Genomic DNA, 16,275 nt, shown 5'->3' with positions numbered 1-16,275 from the left:
GCTGGACATCGGCGTCCGGGGGCTCCATCTTCCGGAGTCAAACGATTGTTCGTCCCCCTATTCGGGAAGCCTGCCCATGTTCATGCGTTTCTTCACCGAGCTCCGCGAGGCCAAGGTGCCCGTGACGCTCAAAGAGTACCTCATGCTGATGGAGGCGCTCGACAAGGTGGTCATCGAGCGCAACGTCGACGACTTCTACTACCTGTCGCGCTCGGCCCTGGTGAAGGACGAGAAGAACCTCGACAAGTTCGACCAGGTGTTCAGCCACGTGTTCAAGGGGCTGGAGAAGGTCGACGGGATCGGCGTGGCCGACATCCCCGCCGAGTGGCTGAAGCGCATCTCCGACAAGTTCCTCACCGACGAGGAGAAGGCCCAGATCGAGGCCATGGGCGGCTTCGACAAGCTGATGGAAGCCCTGGCCGAGCAGATGCGCAAGCAGCGCGAAGAGGGCGACGGGGACGGCGAGGGCAAGGGTCAGAACGGCCAGAAGGGCGACGGCAGCTCGCCGTTCGGCGCCAACGGCTATCACCCGGAAGGCATCCGCATCGGCCAGGACAAGGGCCGCCATGGCAAGGCGGTCAAGGTCTGGGACAAGCGCGAATACAAGAACCTCGACGACTCGGTCGAGCTGGGCACCCGCAACATCAAGGTCGCCCTGCGCCGCCTGCGTAAATGGGTCCGCGAGGGCGCCGCCGAAGAACTGGACATGAACGCCACGATCAAGGGAACGGCCGAGAAGGGCTACCTTGACATCAACATGCGTCCCGAGCGCCGCAACAAGATCAGCGTGCTGATCTTCTTCGACATCGGCGGCTCGATGGACAGCCACATCCGCATCTGTGAGGAGCTGTTCTCCGCGGCGCGGACCGAGTTCAAGAACATGGAGTTCTACTACTTCCACAACTGCCTCTATGAGAGCGTGTGGAAGGACAACCGGCGCCGTCACGCCGAGAAGCTGAACACCTATGACGTGCTCCACAAATTCTCCAGCGATTACAAAGTGATCTTCGTCGGAGACGCCACGATGAGCCCCTATGAGATTACCTATCCGGGCGGCTCGGTGGAGCACTGGAACGAGGAGGCCGGAGCCATCTGGATGGACCGCGTGGCCAACATCTACGAGAGCATGGTCTGGCTGAACCCGACCGCCGAACGGCACTGGGACTACACCCCCTCGATCGAGGTGATGAAGCAGCTGGTCGGCGACCGGATGTTTCCGCTGACCATCGAGGGTCTGGACAAGGCCATGCGGGAGCTGGCGCGCTAATCATCAGGTCGCTTTTCGCGGCCATTCCATTCAACCGGGCCAGTTCCTTGCCGAAGATCGCGTTGTCTCAGTCAAAATCCGTCGAGAAGGTCGCATCGCCCTCCGCGTCTCGCCTGCTAAGGTGGAGCTGCACGTGAAGGATTCGCCCGTGGACTCCGCCCCGGCCAACGACATCGCCGAGCCCAATGAGGCCGCCACCAAGGCCGCGGTCTTCTGCGCCGCGGAGCGCCTGTTCGCCCTGCACGGCTTCCAGAACGTCTCGGTGCGCGACATCACCGCTGACGCCGGGGTCAACCTCGCCTCGGTGAACTATCATTTCGGGTCCAAGGACGCCCTGCTGTTCGAGATCTTCCGCCGGCGCACGGCGGAGCTGAACCGCGAACGCGCCCGGATGCTGCACGAGGCCACCGACCGCCACCAGGGCAAGCCCCCGGTTCGCGACATCCTGGAGGCCCTGTTCGCCCCGCCGCTGCGCTGGGCCTCGCCCGAGAACGACCGGCGCATCTCGGTCCAGTTCATCATCCGCTCGCGCAGCGAGGGCACCGAGGAGATGCGCGAGGCCTTGACCAGGGACGTCAGCCACCTGGCCCGGTTCGCCGACGCCCTGATCGCCGCCTGCCCTAACCTGCCGCGCGAGAGCGTCTATTGGCGGCTGCACTTCTGCCTGGGCATGGTCCACAACAACCGCTTCGCCGAGTTCGACCGCCTGCACGTCCTGTCGGACGGCGCCACGCGGGAGGGCGACATCGAGGCGCTGTTGAAGAGGATGCTCGACTTCGCCGAGGCCGGCTTCCTGGCCTAGGGCGTGACAGCTTCAAGTGGATACCGGTTGAAGCGACCGTCACGCTCTAAACTTTTGAAAATAGACCCTTTTTGTCCGTTTCAGATGATTCCCTCTGAAACGGAAAGGGTCTAGGGCCGTGGCCCCGTTTCAGCGTCTGCTCGCCGCGGCCTGCGCGTTCAAGTTCTTCGACGGCTTCCTGGTGATCTATCCGCTCTATGCGGTGATGTTCGTCGACCACGGCCTGACCCCCTGGCAGGTCTCCGTCACCCTGATCGCCTGGTCGACCACGGCCTTCGTGTTGCAGATGCCCTCAGGCCTGCTCGCCGACCGCTTTTCGCGCCGCTGGTTGCTGTGCGGCGCCCAGCTCGTCCGCGGCCTGGGCTTTCTCGCCTGGCTGCTGTTCCCAGGTTTCGCCGGCTTCCTGATCGGCCTGATGCTGTGGGGGGCCAAGAGCGCCTTCACCAACGGGACCTTCGAGGCCCTGGTCTATGACGAGCTGCGCGAAGTCGGCCGCGCCGAGGACTATGCCCGGGTGATCGGCCGCGCCCAGGGCTTCCTCTTCGCCGCCATCCTGCTGTCCTCCGTCGCCGCGGCCTATGCGGTGCGCTTCGGCTATTCTGCGGCCCTGATCGCCAGCGTCGCCGCCGCCGTGGCCGCGGCCGGGTCCGCACTGGCCTTGCCCAGGGCGACGCGGACCCTGGCGCTCGGCAGGGCGGATTATCTCGGCCATCTGAAGCGAGGCTTCGCCTATGCCGCCGGCCACCCCGTGATCCCCGGCGTCATCCTGCTGCTGGCGCTGAGCCAGGCTTTCGGCGGCGGGCTGGAGGGCTTCTGGCCTGTCTTCGGGCGCGAGGTCGGGTTCGACGCCTCCCAGGCGGCGCTGCTCGCCGCGGCGGTCGGCGCGGCCCAGGGCGCCGGCGCGGCCACGGCCCATCGCTTCCGGCGCATGCCCGAGCCCGGCTTCCTGGCGCTGTTCGCCGGCATCGGCGTGCTCCTGGCCTTGGCCGCCGCGGTCTTCCAGGTCTGGACCGTCGCCCTGGTCGCGACCCTTGCGGGCCTCTTCAAGGTGATCGACATCAATTTCGACGCCCGCCTGCACGACGCCATTCCGACCGAGATGCGGGCCACCCTGGCGGCGACCCGCAACTTCGCCGGCCTGACGGCGCTCACCGTCATGCTGCTGGGCTTCGGTCCCCTAGCGGACACCACCTCCTACCGCATCGCCTTCCTGGGCGCGGGCGGGGCGATGGTGGTCATTGGGCTGGCCCTGCTGACCTGGCGAATCGCGCGGCGATCAGGCCGGGCATAGGGCCTGCCGGACGCCTTTGGCGGGGTGGGAACCGACCTGCGCCGCGACGTGTTCCGAGCTTGCCATGACCCGCCTGACGATCCGCCACGAGACCCGGTACGACTATGAAAAGCCGGTGGGATTCGGACCACACCGGCTGCTGGTGCGGCCGCGCGACAGCCACGCCACACGCATCATCCACGCCTCGCTCAGCTTCTCCCCGGCCGGCGAGACCCGCTGGCGGTACGACGCCCTCGGCAACTGCCTGTGCCTGCTGACCCCGCATGGCGAAGCGACGGCGCTTTCCATCGTCAGCGAACTGGTGATCGAGCGCTTCCCCGCCCCGCTGTCGCCGCTGCGGATCGACGATCCGCAGACCGCCACGCCCATCGTCTATGACCGCTGTGACCGCCTGGTTCTCGACCCGTTCATCGACCCGGCCACCGAGGACCCGGACGACCTGCTGCTCAACTGGGTGCTCCGCCACATCCCGCGGCCCGACGAGCCGGCGCTGGATCTGGTGATGCGACTCAACGCCAGCATCCACGAGGCGTTCGACTACAGCGAAAGGCCGCACGGGGACGCCCAGAGCCCCGCCCATACCGTCGCCACGGGCTCGGGCGCCTGCCGCGACCTGGCCTGGCTGATGGTCGAGAGCCTGAGGCGGCTGGGCTACGCGGCGCGGTTCGTCACCGGCTATCTCTATTCGCCCGCCCGGTCGGGTATCCGCGGCGCGGGCGCGACCCACGCCTGGTGCGAGGTCTTCCTGCCCGACCTGGGTTGGACCGAGTTCGACCCCACCAACGGCCTGGCGGAGTCCTCGGCCCTTATCCCGGTGGCGGTCAGCCGGACGCCCGAGGAAGCCTCGCCGGTCGGCGGGTCGATCCGAGGCGATCCCGGCGCCTCAACCCTGACCGTGCGGGTGGACGTGCGCCCCACCGAACCCGTGAAGGCCGCCGCATGAGCAGCCGGGCAAGGAAATCGTCGGAGGAAAGGCCCATGACCCTGAGATTCCAGCAGCAGGACCAGACGGACCGCCCCAGCCCGCCCAAGTCGGCGGCCACGCCGCAGCACGGTCAGAAGGCCGACAAGCCGGAGGGCAAGGTCAAGGAGCCCCGTTCCTTCCAGCCGCGCCCCGGCCATTGAACGGAACGGTCTCGACGGCGGCCGCCCGGTGACCCAAGTTCCGCTGGCGGCGCCTCGTCCGCGCCGCCGCGGATGCGCCGATGGACCTGCTGGACCCTTTCGCCCTGGCGACGCCGCGGTTCGCCACCCGCCTGAAATCGGGGGCGCCGCACCAGGTGTTTTCGGGCTTCCTCTACCACCTGCGGGCCGACCGCTACCTGGTCCTGACCGCTCTGCACTGCCTGCTGAAGCCCAACACCTTCTACTTCCAGAACCGCGGGACCGAGGCGACCTGGAGCGAGCTGTATGGCCACGCCCTGACCTGCGAGGCGCTCGGGCTGGATGTCCCGCTCTATGACGGGACCCGGCCGCTGTTCGCCTGGCATGGCGACCCGGACGACGCCGCCCTCGACATCGCCGCCGTGCCCGTCCGGCTGAAGGGTGAGCCTCAGGCGATCAATATGCTGGGCCGGTTCGGGGACTACCAGGTGACGCGCCAAGGCCTGGCGCTCACGGCCGGCTCGCACGGCCTGATCTACGGCTATCCCGGCGGGGCGGCCATCCTGCGCGACGCACCGATCGCGCGGGGTTTCACCCTGGCGTCGGACTATCGGATCAATCCCTACAGCTTCCACGTGGACGGGATCGGCGGAGCCGGCTGCTCCGGCGGACCCGTGGCCCTGCGGGCCGAGGCCGGCGAAACCACGCTGCTGCAGTGGATCGGAATCTATGTCGCCACCCACGAGGCGGAGCGCCTGGGCCGTTGCATCCCCCTGGAGCGGGTATTGGAGGTGGTGGCCGAGTTCGACGACGACCTGGACGACGACGGCTGGGGCTCTGGGGCATAGGCCGCGGCGCCACGATCTCCGAGTTCTTGCGCCTGGTATGAGGCCCACGGGCCTTTCGGGCTTTCCCCGCCCTGGGACTCTGCTAGACCGGGATCATTGAATTAAGTCGATAAGCATTAGGGAGAGCCGGCGCGGCTTTCATTCCCTGCACGCGCGGGCGCGACGCTGTTGGAATCAAGATTCGAGGAAGAGGGCGAGGCTGCGGCCGCGCCCGAAGTGACGACCACGGAACCCAGCCTGGCGGAAAAGGAAACCGCCTACGAGAAGTTCGTCTGGGACAATCTGAAGCGCAACTATGTCGCCCACTACCTGCACGGCATGCTGGGCATGACGGGCTTCCGGCTGATCAATGCGCCGACCTTCCTGCCGGCCTATCTGCACATGCTGTCGGGCTCCAACCTGGTGGTCGGCCTGGGCCTGGGCCTGCAGCAGCTGGGTGGGGTGATCAGCCCCATCGTCGGCGCCAACCAGATCGAGCACCGCACCAAGGTCATGCCCGCGGCGTTGTGGATGGGCGGTCTGGCGCGGCTGCAGATCATCGGCATGGCGCTCGCCGGCTGGTTCCTGTCGGGCCAGTCGCAGGTCGTCGCCATCATCGGCTTCATGTTCCTGTTCGGCCTGTTCATGGGCACTCAGCGGGTGGTGTTCTCGATGCTGCTGGCCAAGGTGATCCCGATCAGCCGCCGGGGCCGGCTGCAGGCCTGGCGCAACGCCACGGGCGGAGTGATCGCCGCGGGCCTGGCCTATCTCGCCGGCCGCTACTTCATCGACGCCAACCTGTTCGGGAACGGCTATTCGACCACCTTCCTGTTCGCCTTCTTCCTGACCAGCCTGGGCCTGACGGCCCTGCGCCTGCTGATGGTCGAGCCCGAGCCGCCGACCGTGCGGGCGCAGTCGCGCCTGCGCGACCGGTTCAAGGACTTCCCAGCCCTGTTGGCCGAGCGCGGCTTCATGTTCTTCATGGTCGTGCAGATGCTGACCATCGCCGCGCGCATGGCCGTGCCGTTCTACGTGATCTTCGCCGCCTCGACGATCGAGATGAGCGGCAAGAACCTCGGCCTGCTGTCCCTGGCCTTCCTCGGCGCCGACACCCTGTCGAACCTGGTCTGGGGCTATTTGGGCGACAAGACCGGCTTCCGGCTGATCATGCTGCTGTCGCTGATCCTCTGGGTCGGCGCGACCGTGGTGCTGATGACCGGCCACGACTTCCTGGCCATCTTCATCGCCTTCTTCGGCCTGGGCGCGGCGCAGTCCGGCTACATGATGAGCGCGGGCACCATGATCCTGGAGTTCGGCGAGCGCGACGAAATGCCCATGCGGATCGCCTTCTCGGCCACGGCCGAGGGGATCATGGGGTCGCTGGGCCCCCTGCTGGGTGGCCTGATCTCGTCGACCCTCGGCTATGGTCCGATGTTCTCGATCTCCATCGCCTTCCTGATCGCCGCGCTCATCGTGCTGGTGCTCCGGGTCAAGGAACCCCGGACCTCGCGGCTCGCCTAGGGCCTTTAGGTTCAGGTGAAACCTGAGCCCAAAGGGCTCTAATTCAAAAGTCTGGGGCGTGATCGCCGCTGAAACCGGCGTCCACGTTCGGCTATCACGCTCCAGGCCCGTTCAACTCTTCCGAGCGCGTCTTGGCGTCTCCGCGGCGATCTCCTAAGCATGGGACAAGGTCCGCATAGGGATGGCCATGTCCGACCAGCGCCCAGGTGGGGTCGCGAACTTTCTCGAGGGCGGCGGCGACATGGGCGCCCGCATCCGCGCTCACGACTGGTCGGCCACCCCGCTGGGGCCGCCGGCGACCTGGTCCCAGCCCCTGAAGTTCGCGGTGCGGACGATTCTGGCCGCCCGCCAACCCATGCTGGTCCTCTGGGGCGACGAGCTCATCCAGTTCTACAACGACCCCTGCCGCGCGGCCCTGGGCCCGGAACGGCACCCTAGCTATCTGGGACAACCCGCCCGCCTCTGCTGGAACGAGAACTGGGAGATCTTCCGGCCACAGCTCGAGCAGGTGATGACCGGGGGCGACGGAACCTGGCGCGAGGACGAGCGCATGGCCATCGTGCGCGATGGCCGGCTCCAGGAGGTCTATTGGACCTACAGCTTCACGCCGGTTCACGACGACGACAGGCCAAGCGGGATCGGCGGGGTGCTGGCCCTGTTCAATGAGGTCACCGCCCAGCACGTGGCCGCCCAGATCGACAACGCCCGGGCGGCGCGGATCCTGGGCGCCATGAGCGAAGGGTTCATGATCCTCGATTCGGAGTTCCGGATCGTGGAGGTCAATTCCGAGGGTCTGAGGCTCGCGGACATGGCCAAGGCGGCGATGGTCGGCTCCACCCCCTGGGAGATCTGGCCGCAGATGCTGGGTGGGCGGATCGAGGCGGCCTATCGCCAGGCGATGGACGAACGCGCGCCGCTCGCCCTGCAGCACCGATACAACGACCTGTGGCTAGACCTGCGGCTCTATCCGATGGAGGACGGCCTGGCCGCCTTCTATCGCGACATCACCGCCGCCAAGCAGGCCGAGGAGGCGTTGCGCGGGAACGAGTCGCGGCTGCGCATCGCCCAGCAGGCCGGCGGCATCGGGACCTATGAGTGGGATCTGGCGACCGGAGAACTCTACGCGTCCGACGTCGCCCGCAGCCTGTGGGGCGTCGATCCGCACATCGAGTTCACCATGGCCATGGCCGTGCAGATGATCCACTCCGAGGATCGCCCCTACGCCCTGCCCGTCTCCGACCGGCCGATGGAGGATCTGGTGGGCGGCAGCGAATACCGGATCATCCGCGCCGACACCGGCGAGGTCCGCTGGATGGCCCGCCACGTGGAGATCGTCCGCGACCCGACCGGCGCGCCCAGCCGGGTGATCGGCGCCTTCCGCGACATCACCCAGAGCAAACGTTTCGAGGAGCATCAGCAGCTGCTCATCAATGAGCTGAACCACCGGGTGAAGAACACCCTGGCCACGGTCCAATATATCTCGGCCCAGACCCTGCGGGTCTCGTCCTCCATCGAGGAGGCGGGCCTGGCCTTCGAGGATCGGCTGTTGTCGCTGTCGCGGGCCCACAATGTCCTGACCCGCGCCAATTGGGAGAGCGCGGGGCTGCGAGAGATCGTCGCCGAGGCCATGGCGCCCTATCGCTCGATCGTCGAGCAGCGCCTGGGCATGGCCGGCCCCGACGTGCGCCTGGCGCCCCACACGGCCCTCGCCATCGCCATGGCCCTGCAGGAACTGGCCACCAACGCCACCAAGTACGGCAGCCTGTCCACCGAGGCCGGGCGGATCGACATCGACTGGACCATCGTCCCCGCCGCCCGGGGCGCCATGCTGCGCCTGGTCTGGGCGGAGTCCGGCGGACCGCCGGTGGCGCCGCCCACCCGCCGCGGCTTCGGCAGCCGGCTGTTGGAGCGCGGCCTGGCCCGCGAAATCGGCGGCGACGTGCGCCTAGCCTTCGCCGCCGGCGGGGTGGTCTGCACCATGGAGGGGCCGGTCGATTCCGGGCCGGAAATCGGCGGCCGCATGTCACGCGACGAGGGTCCGACCCGTCCTATGCCTTAGAAGCCGCCGCCCCGGCGCCCACAAGGAATCCCCACATGACCGGTCGTATCAATCCCTACATCGTCGCGCCCGACGTCGTCCGTCCCCTGATCGATCTCGAGGCCTCGGTGGCCGACAGCGGCCTGGAGCACAGCCTGATCAAGCTGGTGAAGACCCGCGCCTCGCAGATCAACGGCTGCGGCTACTGCATCCACATGCACACCCGCGAGGCCCGCGGGGCGGGCGAAAGCGAGGAGCGGCTCTACATGCTGAGCGCCTGGCGTGAATCCTCGCTCTACACCGACCGCGAGCGCGCCGCGCTCGCCTGGACCGAGGCCCTGACCCTGCTGGCCCAGACCGGGGCGCCGGACGCCGACTACGACGGCCTGAAGCCGCATTTCAGCGACGAGGAGATCGTCAAGCTGACCCTGCTGATCGGCACGATCAATGTCTGGAACCGCATCGCCGTGGGCTTCCGCTCACAACATCCGAAGACCTGGAAGCCGATGACGGCGGCGGCTTAGGCCGCCAGCCGCTCGGCCGCCGCCTGGGCGATGCGGGCCTTGGCCATTTCATTGGCCACCTCGTGGGTCGGGCGGCCTTCGGCGAGGGCGCGGTCGAGCACTTCTTCCAGGGTGACCATCAGCCGGTCGAGCTTGGCCGCCACCCAGGCCGGGTCGAAGGCCTCGCCGCGTTCCAGGCCGCGGATCTCGGCGGCCACGTTGATGATGCCGCCGCCGTTGATCACGTAGTCGGGGGCGTAGAGCATGCCGCGCTCGAACACCTCGCGGCCGATCTCGGGATCGGCGAGCTGGTTGTTGGCGCCGCCGGCGATGATCCTGGCCTTCAGGCGCGGCAGGGTGGAGGCGTTGATCGCGCCACCCAGGGCGCAGGGGGCGAAGACCTCGGCCTCGGCGTCGAAGATGGCGCCCGGCGCCACGACCGCGGCGTTGGTGCGAGCGGCGACCTCGGCCAGGGCCTGCTCGTTGACGTCGGTGAGGATCAGCTTGGCCCCGGCCGCGTGCAGCTTCTCGGCCAGATAGGCGCCGACGTGGCCCACGCCCTGGACGGCGACGGTGACGCCGTCGAGGTCGCGCTTCAGCGCCCGCTTCACCGCCAGACGCACGCCGCGGAACACGCCCTCGGCGGTGACGGGCGAGGGATCGCCCGAGGCCGCCGCGTGGCCTTCCAGACCGGCCACGTAGCGGGTCGCCCTGCGGGCGCTCATCAGGTCCGCCGGAGAGACCCCGACGTCCTCGGCGGTCCAGTACTTGCCGCCCAGGGTGTCGACCGCGCGGCCGAAAGCCTCGAACAGGGCCGGGGTTTTCTGGGTGCGGGAGTCGCCGATGATCACGGCCTTGCCGCCGCCCAGTTCCAGGTCGGCCATGGCGTTCTTGTAGGACATGGCCCGCGACAGCCGCAGGGCGTCCTCCAGGGCGGCCTCGGCGCTGGCATAGGGCCACATGCGGCAACCGCCCGCGGCGGGACCCCGGGCCGTCGAGTGCACGGCGATGATGCTCTTCAGACCGGTTTTTTCGTCGAAGAACGAATGGACGCCCTCATGTCCCTCGAAAGAAGGGGAATCGAACAAGGTCATGCCGGGTCGTCGCCTGTACGTGGAAGGTATTGCCGCAGCCCATACGCCGATGGCCGGCGGTTCACAACCCCGCCCGGGCCATTGTCGCAGAGTCCGCCGCGACCGCCCCGTTGGGAAGGGTCGGGGCGCCCGGTATCGGCGGCGCGCCCGATGGCAACGGCGCGGCGGGATCCTTGATGAAGGCGAGCAGGTCGGCGATGACCGTCGGCCCCTGGCGGTCGCGGGTCATCAGGTGCCAACCCCGGTCATAGAAGGCCGAGCGGTCCGTTGACTTGAGCTGCCTGGCCGCCTGCAGCGAGGGCTTGCGGGGAATGATCTCGTCATTGGCGCCGTAGACGTAGAGCACCGGGACCTTGACCATCGCCACCTGCCGCCAGGCCCGCTCCATCATCCTCACCAGGCCATAGAGGGTGTCGGACCGCGCGCCCCAGACCATCAGCGGATCGCGGCCCATGGCGATCAGCTCGTCGCGGTTGTCGGTCGGCTGGACGCGCTCGGTGAGCCAGCGCGGCGGCGTATATATCTTGCCGGGCGTCACCCGCGCGGCGAGCCACAGGGTGGTCTTGTAGGGCAAGGGCTGGTTCGACCAGCCCCACACCGCCGGCGCCATCAGGATCAACCGATCGGCCGGCGGCGGGCGGTCCGAGGCGAAGGCCTGGATGGCCACCGCCCCGCCCATGCTCTCGCCGGCCACGATCACCGGGACGCCCGGCCGCTCGGCCCGGACCAGGGCGACCATGGTCCTCAGGTCCTCGACCATCAGCTCGTCGCCGCCCCAGACGCCGCGATTGGGCGAGCGGCCGAAGCCACGCTGGTCATAGGCGTAGGTGGTGACACCGTCGGCCGCCCAGCGCGGCGCGGCCAGGTGGAAGGCGTTGGCATAGTCGTTCATGCCATGGACCGCGACCACGATCGCCCTGGGCTCGCCCACGGCGTCCCAGCGGGTCAGGCCCAGGCGCGAGCCGTCGAAGCTGACAAAGACGTCGCCCTCCAGCCGCGGTCCCTGGAATCCCACGGGCGGCTGAGCGGCCTGCTGCACGCTCATGGTCGCGCAGGCGCTGAGCAGCAGGGCGGCGAGGATGACGGCGATCAGTCTCATGAGGCCAGAATGCCCTGCACCCTTTGGCGAAGATAGGGCGCCACCTCGGCCTCGAACCATGGATTGCGCTTCAGCCAGCCGGTGTTGCGCCAGGACGGATGCGGCATTGGGAGGACGTGCGGCAGGTACTCGCGCCAGGCCCGCACGGTCTGCGTCATGTTGGACTTGGCCCGATCGCCCAGCGCCCAGGCCTGGGCGTGGCCGCCGACCAGCAGGGTCAGCTCCATCTCCGGCAGGGCGGCCAGCAGGCGCGGACGCCAAAGCTGGGCGCAGCGCTTCGGCGGCGGATAGTCGCCGCCCTTGGGATCGGTGCCGGGAAAGCAGAAGGCCATGGCCGCCACCCCGATCTCCGGGCGGCCGTAGAAGACCTTCGCGTCGATGCCCATCCAGCCGCGCAGCCGCTCTCCGGAGGGATCGGTGAAGGGCATGCCGCTCTCGTGGACGCGGCGGCCCGGCGCCTGGCCGCAGATCAGCAGCCGGGTCTGAGGCGCGACCATGACCACCGGCCGCGGCTCGTGCGGGAGCTCGCCCGCGCACGCCCGGCAGGCGGCGATCTCGGCGAGGACGGCGGGCAGGCTCATGGGGCGCAAGATAGTCATCCCTCCTCCTTGTGGGGAGGCGGATGCTGATTGGCCGCAGGCCTCCTCTCCTCCCGAAGACGGGTCGAGAGGAGGCGACCGGGGGCGCCGTCGCGGGGCGCTAGAACCTACGCCGCGAACATCGCCTTCTCGGCCTCGACCCACTTGGCGTAGGACGGGCGGGCCAGGACCTTCTGGATGTAGGCGGTCGCGCGCGGATGCCGCTCGGCGTTGGGCTTCCACTGCAGGTGGCTGAGGTTCACGAACACGCTGGCCACGGCGATGTCGGCCAGGGTGATGCGGTCCTCCACCAGCCAGCCGCTCTCCGGCAGCACGTTCTCCAGATAGTCGAGGATCGGCGGCAGGGTCTCGGTCTCGGCCTTGGCCGCGGCGGCTTCGTCGCCGGGGCGGCCCAGGAATTTCGGCGCGACAATGCGGTTGAAGAACATCGTCCCAGCCGCGGCGATCAGGATGGTGTCAGCGAATTCCTCGTACCAGATCGCCCGGGCGCGGGCCTTGGGCTCCAGCGGGATCAGGTTCGGCTCGGGTTGGAGCGCCTCCAGATAGGTGATGATCGCGGTCGAGTCGCACAGCAGGAAGTCGCCGTCCTTGAAGCCGGGCATCTTGCCGAAGGGGCTGGCCAGCTTGAACTCGGGCGGGCCGCCGCCCATTCCGGCCTGCTGCAGCTCCAGCTCCATGCCCTTCTCGGTCGCGAAGGCCAGGGTCTTGCGCACGAAGGGCGAGAGGGACGAGCCATAGAGGATCATTGGTCAGCTCCTTGGGGTGTGGCGGTCTCGCCGGGCAGCGGCAGGCGCAGCCGGTAGACGCCCTTGAAGGTCTCAGGATCGGCGGGCTTGCCGTGCCGGGTGATGACGATCCTACCCTGGCGGGCCAGGCCCCGGGCGGTGTTTCGCACGTGGCCAGTGAGCTTGCGCCAGTTCTCGTTGTCGGCGGCGCGGGCCACCTCTTCCGAGGAGGCCGACTTGCCGGCCGGCAGCTTGCCGAGGATCTCCAGGATCACGGCCTCCATATCGACGCTCATATTCAGCCGCCCCGCTTCAGGGTCTCGCGGGCGATGACCACCTGCTGCACCTGGCTGGTGCCCTCATAGATGCGGAAGATGCGCACGTCGCGATAGAACCGCTCGATCCCGTGGTCGGCGACATAGCCGGCCCCGCCGAAGATCTGCACCGCCCGGTCGGCGACCTTGCCCACCATCTCGGAGGCGAAGTACTTGGCCGCGGCGGCTTCCATGGTGACGCTCTGGCCGGCGTCGCGCTTGCGGGCGGTCTCCATGGTGAGCGCCTTGGCCGCCAGGCTCTCGGTCTTTGAGTCGGCGATCATCCCCTGGATGAGCTGGAAGTTGGAGATGGCCTGGCCGAACTGTTTGCGCTCGGTGGCGTAGGCGACACTGTCGGCGATCAGCCGCTCGGCCACGCCGATACAGACCGCCGAGATGTGCAGCCGGCCGCGGTCCAGGACCTGCATGGCCACCTTGAACCCCTCGCCCTCGCGGCCCAGGCGGTTTTCCACCGGCACCCGGACATTGTCGAAGTTCACGTCGCAGATGTGGGCGCCCTGCTGGCCCATCTTCTTCTCGGGCTTGCCCACCGACAGGCCCGGCAGGTCGCGCTCCACCAGGAAGGCCGAAACCCCGCCGGCGCCCGGCTTGGACGGGTCGGTCCGGGTCATCACCGTGAACAGGTGGGCCTTGTTGGCGTTGGTGATGAACCGCTTCACGCCGTTCAGGACATAGTGATCCCCGTCGCGCACCGCCTTGGTCTGGACATTGGCGCTGTCGGACCCCGCCTCCGGCTCGGTGAGCGCGAAGGAGGTGATGATCTCGCCCGAGGCGATGCCGGGCAAGTACTTGGCCTTCTGTTCCTCGGTGCCGAACATCACCAAGCCCTGGCTGCCGATGCCGACATTGGTGCCAAAGGCCGAGCGGAAGGCCGGGCTGGTGCGGCCCAGCTCCACGGCCACCAGGCATTCGTCCTCCATGGAGAGATCCAGGCCGCCGAACTCCTCGGGGATCGACAGGCCGTAGAGGCCCAGCTCGCGCATCTCGGCCAGCACCTCGTCGGGGATGGCGTCATCCTCCGAGACCTTGGCCTCCAACGGCCGCAGCCGCTCGGTGACGAACCGGCGCACCGTATCGATGAGCTGCTCGCGGGTTTCGAGGTCGAGGGCCATGGGTGTTTCTCGTTAGCTGCAGGGGGTCGCGTCGCGGGGCGCCAGGGCGACCTTGGACACGGTGACGGCGATGATCGGATCTGGCCAGGACTGGCTGTGCACGCCGCCGGCGGGGACGGCGCAGCCCTCCAGCTTGCGGCGCATGAGTTGGCCGCTCCGGATCGCCGCCAGCTCGAGTTCGAAGGTGACCGGGCGGGCCAGGCCGTTCCAGACCTTCATGTAGGACTGCTTCTTCACGGGCGAGGCGTCGAGCGCCAGGCCGACGCGGCCCGCCCCGGAGCCCCTATAGGTCTCGGCCTGCCCTTCCGGCTGGGCGACGCCCAGTTTGCCCGCATCGATGCCGTCGAGCACCGGAGCGGCCTTGGCGTCCAGGTGGAACAGGGCCCGCTGGCCTTGCATGACCTGCACGCTTGCGCCCTCGACCTTGGTCTTGGGATCGAAGCCCGCGGCCGTCAGGGCCTCGATCAGGGTCTTGGGCTTCGGCCTCTCGGGCGGGGTGGTCTCCGCAGGCGGGGGCTCGGCCGAAGGCGTTTCAGCGGGCGCCTCAGCCTTCGGCTCCGGCTTCAGGAAGTCGTCGAGGGTCATCGGCTGCGTCGGCTCCTGGGCCCGGGCGGCACCGGCCAGCAGCAGGCTGAGCAGCAGTCCGGTGCGCACGGTCACGCCTTGGCGAGCGCCAGAGCCGACCCCTGCCCGACGCCGACGCACATGGTGGCGAGCGCCCGCTCCCCGCCGCGCTCCTTGAGGGCCCGCGCCGCGGTCAGGGCCAGGCGCGCGCCGGAGGCGCCCAGCGGATGGCCGATGGCGATGGCGCCGCCGTTGGGATTCACATGCTCGGCGGCGTCGTCCAGCCCCCAGGCGCGGGTGCAGGCCAGGGCCTGGGCGGCGAAGGCCTCGTTCAACTCGATGACGTCGAAGTCGCGGGCGGTGATCCCCAGGCGGGCGACCAGCTTGGCCACCGCCGGCACCGGACCGACCCCCATGACCCGCGGCGCGACGCCGCCCGAGGCGCCGCCCTCAATGCGGGCGAGCGGCTCCAGGCCCAGCTTCTGGACCATCTCGGCCGAGGCCAGCAGCAGGGCCGCCGCCCCGTCGTTGACCCCCGAGGCGTTGCCGGCCGTCACCGTGCCGTCCTCGCGGACGATCGGCCGCAGCGCGCTGAGCGCCTCCAGGGTCGTGTCGGGACGGGGATGCTCATCCTGGCTCACCACGATGTCGCCCTTGCGGTCCTTGATCGTGAGGGCCGCGATCTCGCCGTCGAAGAAGCCGCGCGCGCGGGCCGCGCCGACGCGGGCCTGGCTGCGCTGGGCGAAGGCGTCCTGGTCGGCGCGGTTGATCTGGTAGTCCGTCGCCACGTTCTCCGCCGTCTCCGGCATGGCGTCGACGCCGTACTGCTTCTTGAGCGCCGGATTGACGAACCGCCATCCGATGGTGGTGTCATACATCTCCGGGGTGCGGGAGAAGGCGCTGTCCGGCTTGGCCATGACATAGGGCGCTCGGCTCATGCTCTCCACGCCGCCGGCGATGATCAGGTCGGCCTCGCCCGCGGCGATGGTCCGGGCCCCGGCGATCACCGCGTCCAGGCCCGAGGCGCAGAGGCGGTTCACGGTCAGGCCCGGCGTGGTCTGCGGCAGGCCGGCCAGCAGCAGGGCCATGCGCGCCACATTGCGGTTGTCCTCACCCGCCTGGTTGACGTTTCCGTAGATGACCTCGTCGACCAACTCCCAGTCCAGGTTCGGATAGGCGGCCATCAGGGCCTTCAGCGGATGGGCCGCCAAGTCGTCGGCCCGCACCTTGGAAAGCGCGCCCGCATAGCGGCCGATGGGGCTGCGTAGTCCGCCGCAGAGATAGACAGTCCGGCCTTGCATGTGGGGTCCCCGCCGCCTAGGTCGCTTGTGATTGTTGGCGGCAAACTAGTGTTTGAACACGCGGCGGGCAAACCTCGCGTGGGGGCTTGGCGA

17 protein-coding genes are annotated in these 16,275 nt (G+C 68.6%); 9 read left to right on the top strand and 8 right to left on the bottom strand.

Features of this window, described 5'->3' with window-relative positions:
- Positions 1-76: 76 nt before the first annotated feature.
- The 9 genes from V6M51_RS15100 (at position 77) to V6M51_RS15060 (ending at position 9,374) form a co-directional block, all read left to right on the top strand.
- Positions 77-1,267: a vWA domain-containing protein gene (locus V6M51_RS15100; RefSeq protein WP_332768452.1), complete on the top strand. Its 1,191-nt coding sequence runs from the start codon at positions 77-79 to the stop codon at positions 1,265-1,267.
- Between the two features lie 133 nt (positions 1,268-1,400).
- On the top strand, positions 1,401-2,069 hold the full coding sequence (locus V6M51_RS15095) for a TetR/AcrR family transcriptional regulator (protein ID WP_332768450.1): 669 nt from the start codon (positions 1,401-1,403) through the stop codon (positions 2,067-2,069).
- Positions 2,070-2,187: 118 nt separating this feature from the next.
- Positions 2,188-3,360 carry an MFS transporter gene (locus tag V6M51_RS15090; protein ID WP_332768448.1) on the top strand — a complete coding sequence of 391 codons (1,173 nt, stop codon included), beginning with the start codon at positions 2,188-2,190 and terminating at the stop codon, positions 3,358-3,360.
- Positions 3,361-3,424: 64 nt separating this feature from the next.
- Entirely contained in the window at positions 3,425-4,303 is an 879-nt protein-coding gene (locus V6M51_RS15085) for a transglutaminase family protein (protein ID WP_332768446.1), read from the top strand.
- 35 nt (positions 4,304-4,338) lie between these two features.
- Entirely contained in the window at positions 4,339-4,485 is a 147-nt protein-coding gene (locus V6M51_RS15080) for a hypothetical protein (protein ID WP_332768445.1), read from the top strand.
- An 80-nt stretch (positions 4,486-4,565) separates the two neighbouring features.
- Positions 4,566-5,312, top strand: a complete 747-nt coding sequence (locus V6M51_RS15075) for a hypothetical protein (protein WP_332768443.1) — start codon at positions 4,566-4,568, stop codon at positions 5,310-5,312.
- A 168-nt stretch (positions 5,313-5,480) separates the two neighbouring features.
- On the top strand, positions 5,481-6,812 hold the full coding sequence (locus V6M51_RS15070; protein WP_332768442.1) for an MFS transporter: 1,332 nt from the start codon (positions 5,481-5,483) through the stop codon (positions 6,810-6,812).
- A gap of 187 nt (positions 6,813-6,999) precedes the next feature.
- Positions 7,000-8,871, top strand: a complete 1,872-nt coding sequence (locus tag V6M51_RS15065; RefSeq protein ID WP_332768441.1) for a sensor histidine kinase — start codon at positions 7,000-7,002, stop codon at positions 8,869-8,871.
- Positions 8,872-8,906: 35 nt separating this feature from the next.
- Positions 8,907-9,374 carry a carboxymuconolactone decarboxylase family protein gene (locus V6M51_RS15060; RefSeq protein ID WP_332768439.1) on the top strand — a complete coding sequence of 156 codons (468 nt, stop codon included), beginning with the start codon at positions 8,907-8,909 and terminating at the stop codon, positions 9,372-9,374.
- On the opposite strand, the gene V6M51_RS15055 is transcribed toward V6M51_RS15060, so the two are convergent.
- From V6M51_RS15055 to pcaF, 8 genes are all read right to left on the bottom strand, one after another.
- Positions 9,371-10,447: a Glu/Leu/Phe/Val dehydrogenase dimerization domain-containing protein gene (locus V6M51_RS15055; RefSeq protein WP_332768437.1), complete on the bottom strand. Its 1,077-nt coding sequence runs from the start codon at positions 10,445-10,447 to the stop codon at positions 9,371-9,373. The genes V6M51_RS15060 and V6M51_RS15055 overlap by 4 nt on opposite strands.
- A 61-nt stretch (positions 10,448-10,508) precedes the next feature.
- On the bottom strand, positions 10,509-11,546 hold the full coding sequence (locus V6M51_RS15050) for an alpha/beta hydrolase (protein WP_332768435.1): 1,038 nt from the start codon (positions 11,544-11,546) through the stop codon (positions 10,509-10,511).
- A complete protein-coding gene (locus tag V6M51_RS15045) occupies positions 11,543-12,127 on the bottom strand; it encodes a uracil-DNA glycosylase family protein (protein ID WP_332768738.1) in 585 nt (194 codons plus the stop codon). The genes V6M51_RS15050 and V6M51_RS15045 overlap by 4 nt, the downstream gene beginning before the upstream one ends.
- Before the next feature lie 125 nt (positions 12,128-12,252).
- Entirely contained in the window at positions 12,253-12,891 is a 639-nt protein-coding gene (locus tag V6M51_RS15040; RefSeq protein WP_332768433.1) for a glutathione S-transferase family protein, read from the bottom strand.
- A complete protein-coding gene (locus V6M51_RS15035; RefSeq protein WP_332768431.1) occupies positions 12,888-13,166 on the bottom strand; it encodes a DUF3253 domain-containing protein in 279 nt (92 codons plus the stop codon). Before V6M51_RS15035 ends, V6M51_RS15040 begins: the two co-directional genes overlap by 4 nt.
- A 2-nt stretch (positions 13,167-13,168) precedes the next feature.
- Positions 13,169-14,317, bottom strand: coding sequence for an acyl-CoA dehydrogenase family protein (locus tag V6M51_RS15030; RefSeq protein WP_332768429.1), 1,149 nt, complete (start codon positions 14,315-14,317; stop codon positions 13,169-13,171).
- A gap of 12 nt (positions 14,318-14,329) precedes the next feature.
- Positions 14,330-14,977, bottom strand: coding sequence for a hypothetical protein (locus V6M51_RS15025; protein WP_332768427.1), 648 nt, complete (start codon positions 14,975-14,977; stop codon positions 14,330-14,332).
- Complete coding sequence (gene pcaF / locus V6M51_RS15020; protein ID WP_332768425.1) at positions 14,974-16,182, bottom strand: 3-oxoadipyl-CoA thiolase; 1,209 nt, start codon at positions 16,180-16,182, stop codon at positions 14,974-14,976. The genes V6M51_RS15025 and pcaF overlap by 4 nt, the downstream gene beginning before the upstream one ends.
- Positions 16,183-16,275 lie beyond the last annotated feature (93 nt).

The sequence above is a fragment of the Phenylobacterium sp. genome, from assembly GCF_036677185.1.
Taxonomy (GTDB): Bacteria; Pseudomonadota; Alphaproteobacteria; order Caulobacterales; family Caulobacteraceae; genus Phenylobacterium.
This window is presented reverse-complemented; position numbering and strand designations above follow the sequence as displayed.